Origin of the sequence: Synechococcus sp. H60.3, from assembly GCF_047462295.1 — a bacterium.
In the GTDB taxonomy this organism is placed as follows: domain Bacteria; phylum Cyanobacteriota; class Cyanobacteriia; order Thermostichales; family Thermostichaceae; genus Thermostichus.
Window position 1 is genome coordinate 1 of sequence record NZ_JANSIY010000096.1, and the last position, 9,660, is coordinate 9,660.

4 protein-coding genes, 1 tRNA gene and 1 CRISPR repeat array are annotated in these 9,660 nt (G+C 59.9%); of the genes, 3 read left to right on the forward strand and 2 right to left on the reverse strand.

The genetic code is table 11. The annotated features are described in order from the left end of the window. Nucleotides 1-22: 22 nt before the first annotated feature. Nucleotides 23-807: a CRISPR direct-repeat array (repeat unit 36 nt; unit sequence GTTTCCAATTTCTAGGGATCCCCCCGAAGGGGGAAC). Between the two features lie 279 nt (nt 808-1,086). Together NW841_RS10010 and NW841_RS10015 are read left to right on the forward strand one after the other, a co-directional pair. Beyond that, the gene (locus tag NW841_RS10010) at nt 1,087-3,051 is read left to right on the forward strand and encodes a tetratricopeptide repeat protein (RefSeq protein WP_414386237.1); all 1,965 of its coding nucleotides are present in this window, start codon (nt 1,087-1,089) and stop codon (nt 3,049-3,051) included. A 43-nt stretch (nt 3,052-3,094) separates the two neighbouring features. Next, nucleotides 3,095-3,178: transfer RNA gene (locus NW841_RS10015), tRNA-Leu, on the forward strand. Nucleotides 3,179-3,183: 5 nt separating this feature from the next. Here the strand turns inward: NW841_RS10015 and NW841_RS10020 are convergent. After that, a complete protein-coding gene (locus NW841_RS10020) occupies nt 3,184-5,301 on the reverse strand; it encodes a glycosyltransferase 61 family protein (RefSeq protein ID WP_414386238.1) in 2,118 nt (705 codons plus the stop codon). A 242-nt stretch (nt 5,302-5,543) separates the two neighbouring features. On the opposite strand from NW841_RS10020, the gene NW841_RS10025 reads away from it, so the two are divergent. Then, complete coding sequence (locus NW841_RS10025) at nt 5,544-8,243, forward strand: phycobilisome rod-core linker polypeptide (RefSeq protein WP_414386239.1); 2,700 nt, start codon at nt 5,544-5,546, stop codon at nt 8,241-8,243. A gap of 58 nt (nt 8,244-8,301) precedes the next feature. Here the strand turns inward: NW841_RS10025 and ruvB are convergent, their stop codons facing one another. Next, the gene (gene ruvB, locus NW841_RS10030) at nt 8,302-9,408 is read right to left on the reverse strand and encodes a Holliday junction branch migration DNA helicase RuvB (protein ID WP_414363955.1); all 1,107 of its coding nucleotides are present in this window, start codon (nt 9,406-9,408) and stop codon (nt 8,302-8,304) included. Nucleotides 9,409-9,660: the final 252 nt, after the last annotated feature.

The window sequence follows — 9,660 nt, forward strand, 5'->3', positions numbered from 1 at the left end:
CAATGACCGTGAGGTCACCAATGTTTCCAATTTCTAGGGATCCCCCCGAAGGGGGAACCTAATAAAGCGAGGCTTGCCGGGGGGGCGGCAGCCAAGCGGGTTTCCAATTTCTAGGGATCCCCCCGAAGGGGGAACCCAGCTCGATCTGGCGACTGAGGAAGAGATTAAAACTACGTTTCCAATTTCTAGGGATCCCCCCGAAGGGGGAACTGTGGAGCACAGGCTGGAACGCTGAGGAAATAAAACACTGTTTCCAATTTCTAGGGATCCCCCCGAAGGGGGAACCTACAGTCGCCGCAGTCACTACCGGTAACACCCGACGCGTTTCCAATTTCTAGGGATCCCCCCGAAGGGGGAACTGTCGGTTCGTCACCCTTACGCCTGCACAGTACGAGCAGGCGTTTCCAATTTCTAGGGATCCCCCCGAAGGGGGAACCTTCCAAAGTTGCATTGATTATCAACGGTGATCCTTATCCGTTTCCAATTTCTAGGGCTCCCCCCGAAGGGGGAACTGTTGGTTTTGTTCCCGTTTCCAAAATCTCGGATCTGGTTTCCAATTTCTAGGGATCCCCCCGAAGGGGGAACCAGTGGGGAGTATGCTGTGGGGCTGGACAGCCCTGCAGTTTCCAATTTCTAGGGATCCCCCCGAAGGGGAACCGACCTCAGCCGCACCCGCGTCAAAGACGGCTACGTCCAAGTTTCCAATTTCTAGGGATCCCCCCGAAGGGGAACCCCGCCTGGTTTGGAGTCTAGGCTGGAGACCTGGTGGTGGTTTCCAATTTCTAGGGATCCCCCCGAAGGGGAACCTCTACCCTTATTAAACCCAAGCGGGGCAAGGAATGCAAGACCCATTTGCGAGGGGGTCGGTCGAAGAGGGCAAAAAAGGGCCTGGAAGAGGGGGGCAAGAGGCCTGAAAGCCTTGTGGGGCAAGGCATCGAGCGGGTCAACGAAAGAATCGGCCTTTGCGGGATTTGGCGAGGCGCTCGCAGAGCCGCTGATACCGTTTTTGTGTGCTTTTGACAACATGAGCCTCAGGGGGCTGAAGCGCCTATAGTGGGGGAAGATCTCCAGCTTCCCTCGTTGTCGATGTCGGATCTCACCCCCACGGGTAAGCTTCTGGCCGGGATCCAGGCCCAGCAGGCTGGCGACTTGCAAACCGCAGAAGCCATCTACTTAGAAATTCTGGCGGAGTTTCCGGATCAAGCCGACGCCCTCCATCTGCTGGGGACGGTGGCCCAGGCCAAGGGAGAGGGGGAATGGGCGGCTGCTTTGATTGCCGAGGCCATTGCGCTCGATCCCCGCGTAGCCCTCTATCATCACAACCTGGGCGTTGTCTATGAATCTTTGGGGCAACTGGAAAAGGCGCTATCTTGCTATTGGCAGAGCCTGAGCCTCAATCCCAAGGCTTACCTTTCTGCTTTGCAAGCCGGCAAGATTCTTGTTAACCTACGCCGCCATCAAGAAGCGATCCCTTTGCTTAGCTCCTTGTTAGAAAATCCAGATCCGGCAGCAGGGATCCCTTGGGCTGAGGTGCATTTTTATCTGGGAATGGCCCATCGTGAGCAAGGGGAACACAGCGCAGCTCTGGCTCACCTGGAAAAGGCGTGGACTTTGGATCCCAATTTGGTGGTAGCTCGCTGGCTTTACCATCTCTATTTGCCCGCCCTCTATCAGGATGAGGAAGAGCTGCATAGATTTCGCTCTCGCTTTGTAGAACACCTGGATCGCCTCATTGAGGAGACGCCCTTGGACACCCAAGAGCAGCGGCGGCTTGCCTTTTTAGGGTCAAGCTGGGGAACACCCCACCATCTGCAGTACCAGGGCTGCGACGACCTGGAGCTGCAGAAAAAATACGCTCAGTTTGTGCAGCGCATCGTGAAATCTTGCTACCCCAATTGGCACTCTCTTCCCCGGCAACCAGGGGATCCCATTCGCGTTGGCTTTGTCTCGGCCTCGATGCGCGCCTGCTCCTACAGCCGTCTTTCTTTAGGGTGGGTGAAGTACTTAAAGGCGAGCTCCCAGTGGCCTTTTCTGGTGTTTGCCTACCATTTGGATCCTAGAACCGACTTCATGACAGAGCAATATCGTCAGTATGCCGATGTATTTCGCCACATTCCCACTGGCTTTGAAGATGCTGCCCGCCAAATTTTGCAGGATCAGCTCGATGTTTTGGTGTATCTGGAAATTGGCCTTTCTCCCCTGATTTTGCAACTGGCATCTCTGCGGCTAGCCCCAGTGCAATGCTCCACCTGGGCCCATCCTGTAACTTCTGGACTTTCAACCATTGACTACTTTCTCTCCAGCGACCTGATGGAGCCCGAAGATGGGCAGGCTCACTACAGCGAAACCCTAGTTCGGCTGCCCCGCCTGGGTACTTGTTTTGAAAAGCCGATTTTGCCTCGCCAGAGGCGTTACCGCCAGGACTTTGGCCTGCGCCAAGATGCTGTTGTTTATCTCACCTGTCAGTATCTGGGCAAGTACCTGCCGCAATACGACTACCTTTTTCCAGCTATTGCTCAGCAGGTGCCTAGTGCCCAATTTGTCTTCTTGGCCTTGCCCAATGCTGCCATTGCCCAACACTTTTGGCAGCGTCTTTCCCGAACTTTCTCCGCCTATGGCCTTTCTGCGGAAGACCACTGCTTGATCTTGCCCCAACTGGATCATCAAGACTACTTGGATCTCAACCGCTGCGCCGATATTATGCTGGATTCCTACGGCTGGTCGGGCGGGATCACCACCCTGGAAGCCGTTGCTGCCGGCTTGCCTGTAGTGACCTGCCCTGGCCGGTTCCTGCGGGGCCGCCACACCTATGCCATCCTCAAAAGGATGGGCCTTGATCTCTTAATTGCCCAAGACCTCCAGCGCTACGAAGAGTTGGCCGTCCAACTGGGAACGGATCCCCAATTTCGGCAGCAAATCTCCCAGCAGATCCAACAGCGGCGCGACCTGCTCTTTGAGGATCGAGACTGTGTGGCAGCCCTGGCCCATTTCTTGCACCAGGCTGTCTCCCAGAAGCTGGCATGTCATACTCTCCCTATAGAAGCCTCCTAGCTCCCCACAGCAAGCAGTTTGGTAGAGTGGTACAGCTCCTCCAGGGATCGTGGCGGAATGGTAGACGCTACGGACTTAAAATCCGTTGTTCTTCAAGAACGTGAGGGTTCGAGTCCCTCCGATCCCATAGATTCACCGCAGCCCTGTCTGCTCGAGCAGGTTCAGCAAGTCCGGGATCGGCACCCAGGCATCCTCCCGATCCAACTCTGGGCTAGCCAGTAGAGCCACCAGGGCTGGGTCGCAGGTTGGAGCCAGCAGGGGGAAGTAGTCTAGTCCCACCACCTGGGCAAGGCTCCAGAAGTAGGGGAGCACGGCATTGCGGGGGAAGATCTCGACTGCAATAGTGCCAGGTTGACAAAAGGCAAGGTTGGTCAGGCCCGCTCCGTGGATGCCAATGACTGCTTCTGCTGTTTGCATCAAGGCTATTTGCTCGGCTAGAGAAAGGGCTTCCAGTTGCACGGGCACAAATCCCCAGGGGCGCAAAGCCTCGAGAACCTCTGCCTCGTTGATGACCCGCCGCCAGCGGGCAGCCCGACGACTAATGTAGATCCGCCGCGGTAGCCCCGCCGCCTGCTCTCGCGGAGCCAGTTGCTGCAGCACTTTCCAGCCCCTGGGGGTTAGACACCCCACCGGCCCCGCCAGCGAGGGCACAATCAGGTTCTGCGCTTGCAGATGGGATCCCCCCGCCTGCTCAAAGCTAAGGAGGCGCTCTGGTGGGATCCCCAAGGCAGCTAAGCTTTGCACCTGAAAGGGCTTGCCCTGGTAGCCGTGAACCAAGAGGGGGATGTCCTTTTCGAGGACGCCGGAGCGGCGTAGGAGATCGAGGGCGGGCAGGATGTCCACCATCCAATGGAAGTAGTTGACTGCCCCCAGGGGCAAGAGGGCGACAGAGCCCTCCAGCAAAATTGGCGGCCCCAGGTGGGGTAGGTCCAAGACGGGGTGGTGCTCCAGGTGCTCTGGCTTCCAGTCCCAGTCGAGAAACTCCGGCGGCGGCAAGCTGGGGGAGACATCGGCCAGCAACTCACCCCTACGGGTAAGCACGGCGCTGGCAAAGCTGGCGTAGAGGTGGCGGGGATAGTGGCCCACGTGCACGGATCCCTGCGGAATCTGGGCGACAAAGGTCTCGGCCAAGGGGATCCGCTGCGAGCGCAGCTTTTGCCCAATGGCAGGCTCAGCCGTAGGAGGAGCCTGGAGACAGAGAACCCCTTCTGGATCCAGCACCTGGTAGCTGCCCTCGCCGGTGGCCTGGTGCCACTGCCGGGTGGTGAGGTAACCCTGGCTGGGCACTGGCAGGGGGTTGCCAGAACCGGACGGTGGGCTCTGGCAGGCTGGGGAAGGAAGGGTTGCCTGCGCAGGGAGCCAGCGCTGCTGCCAGGCGCGGTACCGCTCCTGCCAAAGGCTGCCCGGGGATCCCTGCAGGGCCTGCTCCAGCTCCAGCCGCAGCCGACTGTCTCTGCCGCTGCCCTCACACCAGGCCTGTAGCCACTCCCGCTCGGCAGCCAGCGCCTGCCGGAACTTCTCCCAAGCCCCCTGCGGGTCATTCCGCCGCACCTGAGCCTCTACCCAGTAGCTGTAGAGCTCTGCTGTCTGGGTGCCCCGCGCCGCTGCCTCCTGAAAGCAGGCCACCGCCTGCTCCAGCTCCCCCAGATCCAGCCAAGCCAGGCCCATCTGCACCCAGGGATCCCCCCACTCTGGCCTTAGCCTCGCTGCCTCCTGGAGAGGGGAGAGAGCCTCCCGCAACCGGCCCAGCTTGAGCAGGGCCAGGCCCCAGCGCCAAAAGCTCTCCGTGGCCGTTGGATCCCAGCGGCAGGCCTCTTCAAACCACTCTGCTGCTTCTAGCCACAGTCGGCTGCGCTCCTGGACTAGGCCAAGGCGATGGGCCGCCAACGCCGCCTCTGGGGCAGCACCACTTTCTAGCAACTGCCGATACAAAGCCGCCGCCTGCGGCCACTGCCCCCTTCCCCACAGCCCCTCAGCCAGCTCCTGCAGTCCCCTTGCCCAGCAGCGGGTAGCCTCAGCTTCGGCCACCCCTTCGGCCCCTAGGAGCGCCAGACCCTCCTGCCAAGTGAGCTGGGCTTCTAGCTCCTGCCCCAGGAGCAGGTAGGCAGATCCCAGCCACCAATACAGCAGGGGCTCTTGGGATCCCTGCTCAAGCTGCCGCTGTAAACCTTCAGCAACAGAGCTGTAGCATCCCTGTTCCCAGTCCACCAGCAGGGAGTTGGGAAGGTGCGGAGGAGGGTTGGAGGCCATGGTTTTCGACGAGAAGGCAAATGAGAACGAGTGTTACAAACTGCAACAACCTCCCCCCTCTGGGCGCATCCCCCTAGTATTCTAGGCTTGGCTTCCCCCTCAGGGATCCGGCGTCCATTCCTCCCCAGCTCCGAGAGGAACGTGGGACCGGTCTAGTTGAGTCCATGGGTCAGCCTCTGTCCTATGGCATCGTCCCTGGCCCTTATTGGCAGTTTTTCAATAAAACGGAGTTTAAGAGACCGATGGGTATCAACGCATCCGGTGGCGCAGTCGTCTCCAGCCCCCGTCTTTACCAAACTGTGCCCCTCTCGACCATCTCCCAGGCGGAACAACAGGATCGCTATCTGGCCCGCACCGAGCTGGATCGCCTGGAGGACTTTTTCTCCAGCGGCCTGAAACGGCTGGACATTGCCCAAGTGATCGCGGCCAACTCCGAAATCATCGTCAGCCGAGCGGCCAACCGCATCTTCACGGGGGGCTCGCCCATGGCCTATCTGGAGCGGCCAGAAGCCACCCAGGACGAGAAGGAAGCCTTTAAGCTAGGCACCGCCTTCTACGTGGAATCCACCGGTGGCTTCCTGGAGGCTATCCGCAACCTCTTTAGCGCCAGCGGCGTGGAGATCCCACCCAACTTCCGTCCCATTAACATCCCCCGCTACGGCGCCGCCAACATGCGCAAGTCGCTGCGGGATCTGAGCTGGTTCCTGCGCTACGTCACCTATGCCCTGGTGGCTGGGGATCCCAGTATCATCGTCGTCAACACCCGTGGCCTGCGGGAGATTATCGAAAATGCCTGCTCTGCTGAGGCCACCATTGTCGCCCTCCAGGAGATGAAGCGGGCCTCGGCCAGCTACTTCCGCAAAGATGCCGAGGCGGTGGCCATCATCAACCAGTACTTCGACGTGCTCCTGAGCGAGTTCATTGCCCCTGCTCCCTCCGACAAGCTACGGCAGCGCAACGCCAGCACCGCCGATGGCCTGCCCTTGCAAGGGCTACAGTTACCCCAGGTTTACAACTTGGCTGCAGAAAAAGTGCCCGTTTTTGCCATGAAGCCGGGGCTCTCCAATGCTGAGAAAGAAGAGGTCATCAAAGCGGCTTATCGGCAGGTGTTCGAGCGGGATATCCGCCGTGCCTATGGCCTCAAGCTGGCCGACCTGGAGTCAAAGGTCAAAAACGGCGAGATCTCCATGAAGGAGTTTATCCGCCGCCTGGGCAAATCCGAACTCTACCGCAAGCAGTTCTACGAGCCCTACATCAACAGCCGTGTGGTGGAGCTGGCCTTCCGCCACTTCCTGGGGCGGGCCCCAGAGACCCGCGAGGAGGTGCAGACCTACTTCTCCATCGTCTCCAGCAAGGGCCTAGCTGGGCTGGTGGATGCGCTGGTGGACAGCCGCGAGTACGGCGACTACTTCGGTGAGGAGACGGTACCCTACCTGCGCAAGCTGGGGGTGGAAGCGCAGACCAGCGCCAACTGGGGGCCCAAGTTCGACCTCTACAATTACGCTGCCCCCCGTCGCAAGGTGCCCCAATTTATCACCCTCTTTGCCCGCTACAATCGCCCCTTGCCGGATCAGCACGCCTACGGCGTCGGCAACGACCCGCTGGAGATCCAATTTGGCGCCATCTTCCCCAAAGAAACTCGCTCCCTCAAGGCCAGTCCCGCTCCCTTCAGCAAGGATGTCAAGCGCATTCTTATCCGGCGCGGCTTTGCGCTCACCAATGCCCGCACCAACCCCAAGGCGGCAGGGGATCCCGGTAGCCTTGGCCCCAAAGTCTTCAAGCTTACCCAAACCCCTCGCGATCGCAGCCGGCGTTTGGGAGTGCGGGCAGGGGTTGTTGGCAGCGAAGTCTCGACGCAAGCGGTCATCCGCGCCTGCTACCAGCAGGTGTACGGCTATGTGCCCTACGAAGGCCAACGGCTAACCCGCTGGGAGATCAAGCTGGAGTCGGGCGAGATTACGGTCAAGGAGTTTGTCCGCCAGTTGGCCAAGTCAGATCTCTTCCGCAACAAGTACTGGTCTAGCCTCTACGTCTGCAAGGCCATCGAGTTTATCCACCGCAAGCTGCTGGGCCGGCCCACCTACGGCCGACAGGAGATGAACCGGCTGTTTGACATTGCCTCCAAGCAGGGCTTCTACGCGGTGGTGGATACCATCCTCGACAGTGAAGAGTACCAGCAGGTCTTTGGGGAAGACATCGTGCCCTACGAGCGCTACCTCACCCCCGGCGGTCTGGCCCTGCGGCGGATGCGCCCCGGATCCAGCGACATGGCTGTGGTTACCAGGCCTATCCGCACCGACGACGATATCCCCCTCTTTGTCAAGCTGGGCCAGCCCCAGGACAAACCCTCCGGCGAGCTGGAAATCCAGCGGCGAGTCCAGCAAGGGGTGCCCAAGGTGCGCCAAGAGGTGCCCATCTTCAAGCTCACCAGCCTGGCCAACAAAGCCGAGGTCAACAACCTCATCCGCGCTGCTTACCGCCAGATCTTCGAGCGCGACATGGACATCTACAATATCAGCGCGGAGCTGAGCTCCGCCGAGTCCAAGCTGCGCAATGGCGAGATCACCGTCAAGGAGTTCATCGAGGCGTTGGGGTGTTCTGAACTGTACCGCGCCGAGTTCTATGCTCCCTACCCCAACACCAAGGTCATCGAGCTGGGCACCAAGCATTTCCTGGGCCGCGCACCCCTAAACCAGCAGGAGATCCGCAAATACAACCAGATCTTGGCCACTCAGGGGTTGAAGGCCTTTGTCCGCGCCTTGCTCAACACCCAGGAGTACCGGGATCTCTTTGGCGAGGACACGGTACCCTATCGCCGCTTCCCCACCTTGCCGGCGGCCAACTTCCCCAACACCCAGGAGTTGTATGGCCGCCTCACCAAGCAAAACAAAGAGTTGGTGGTACCTAGCTTTAGCCCGGTGGGGAAAAACGATCGCAGCTAGATCAACTCCCCTCTCCTCTTGCGGGAGAGGGGCTGGCGGTGAGGGAAAACGATTAGCTTCACAAAGGCAGAGGGGATTGGGCTTCATAGCCCAAATGTCGTAGCGCGGCAGGGGTAACCACACGGCCCCTTGGCGTACGCTGCAGGTAGCCAATCTGCAGCAGGTAGGGCTCGTACACCTCCTCAATCGTCTGGGGATCCTCGCCGGTTATTGCCGCCATTGTCTCCAGGCCCACCGGCCCGCCGCCAAACTGCTCCACCAGCAGGGTCAGCAACTTGCGATCCGTCCAGTCCAGTCCCATAGGATCTACTTGGAACAACTCCAGAGCAGCGGCTGCCACTTCTCGGCTGATGTGGCCATTCCCCCGCACCTGGGCATAGTCGCGCACTCGCTTCAGGAGGCGGTTGGCAATGCGCGGTGTGCCTCGGGAGCGGCGAGCAATCTCCTCAGCTCCCGCGCGATCAATGGAGGTGTTTAGGAGGCGAGCGCTGCGTAGCACAACTTCCGCCAGTTCGTCAGGCTCGTAGAAGCGCAGCCGCTGCACCTGACCAAAGCGATCCCGCAGCGGCGAAGTCAGAGCGCCAATGCGGGTGGTGGCCCCAATGAGGGTAAAGCGCTCCAGGGGTATGGAGGTGATGCGGGCAGAGCGACCTTTGCCAAGGGTAATGTCGAGGCGAAAATCCTCCATTGCCGGATAGAGCAATTCCTCAGTCACCTTGGGCAGGCGGTGGATCTCGTCGATAAACAACACATCGCCCCGCTTGAGGCGCACTAGGTAGCCAGCAATGTCGCGGGGGCTCTCCAGCGCTGGCGCCGTGGTCATGTAGAAGCGGGATCCCATCTCCGCCGCCAGCACAGCAGCCACCGTGGTTTTGCCCAAGCCGGGCGGGCCGTAGAACAGCAGGTGATCCAAAGGCTCCCCGCGAGCGCGGGCTGCTGCAATAGCGATGGAGAGCACTTCCTTGAGCTCCGTCTGGCCGATATACTCGGCCAGGGTGCGCGGGCGGAGGGATTCTTCCTGAGCCTCGCCGGGGTGAGCCTGCGGTTGCAGTAGCCCTTCCGCCCTGGCAAAAGCCAATTTCGACTCTCTTCTGCGAGAAGAACTCTTTTGCTGCCGCTGCCCGGGATCCTCAGCCCCCGCAGCCCGAGAAGAAATGATTGCCATATCCTTTACCCGCAGATGCAATAGCCCTACTCTAACTGTAAAAAACTGGGGGGAAGATCCTGGTAAACCGTTTGCCGATTTTGGTCTCTCACCTGGGTAGAAAGATTGGAGGGGGCAGTAGAAGAAAAAAATCCCCCAGCGTCTGCCAGGGGACTTAAGAAGGACTAGTCTACTCGGTCAGGAGTGGATTAGCCACGGATGGCCGGCGCCACTTCCACCGCCGCCAAGTCCAGCGGGAAGTTGTGCGCATTC